Below are 552 nucleotides of genomic sequence, written 5' to 3'. Positions count from 1 at the left end.
CGTAGCTGTTGTATAGCTTGCCGTCTTTTAGCTCGACGTCTTCACAGTCTTTGTTGTTGTATTCCGCGTAACCGGTTTGTTGGTCAAGATCTGCAAGAATGGCGTAGGCATCGTGTTCCCATGTGTTTTCTAGGACGTCGCTGATGTTCGCTTTGTACTCTTGGTTCATCTCATCGTGGTTTGAACCCCAGCAGACTAGTAGGCCCTCAGAGTCTTGCATCAACATGGCATAGCCAATTTCACCATCTTTTTGCGCAAAGCTACCCATTTTCCATTCTTGACCGTTGAAGTGCGCTTGCGTGAAGCCCAAAGTCGGTACTACTGGTGGTGGCGTGACGCCTTCGATAACCGTTGGCATGCTGAGCGCAATTTGTACCGCGGTATGGCCATCTGTTGCGCTAATCGCAAGTACTGCTCCAGCTTCACCTGCTTTTGTTGGTGTGCCTTTAATGGTGATAATTGCATTACCATCCTCAGATACTGTTAGACCTTCAATGTCTACATAGTCCGCTGAGTAGTCGGTAATTTGACCGTCTTTATCTTGGAACAAAC

Annotated in this window: 1 pseudogene; it reads right to left on the bottom strand. The window is 47.6% G+C overall.

Annotation, left to right across the window (positions count from 1 at the left end):
• Window positions 1-552: pseudogene (locus tag R7P74_RS28510) on the bottom strand (acid phosphatase); the annotation flags it as partial.

It is taken from the genome of Vibrio sp. 2033 (genome assembly GCF_033339735.1).
The sequence above is the reverse complement of the archived record's forward strand: the minus strand, read 5'-3'. Positions and strand labels throughout refer to the sequence as shown.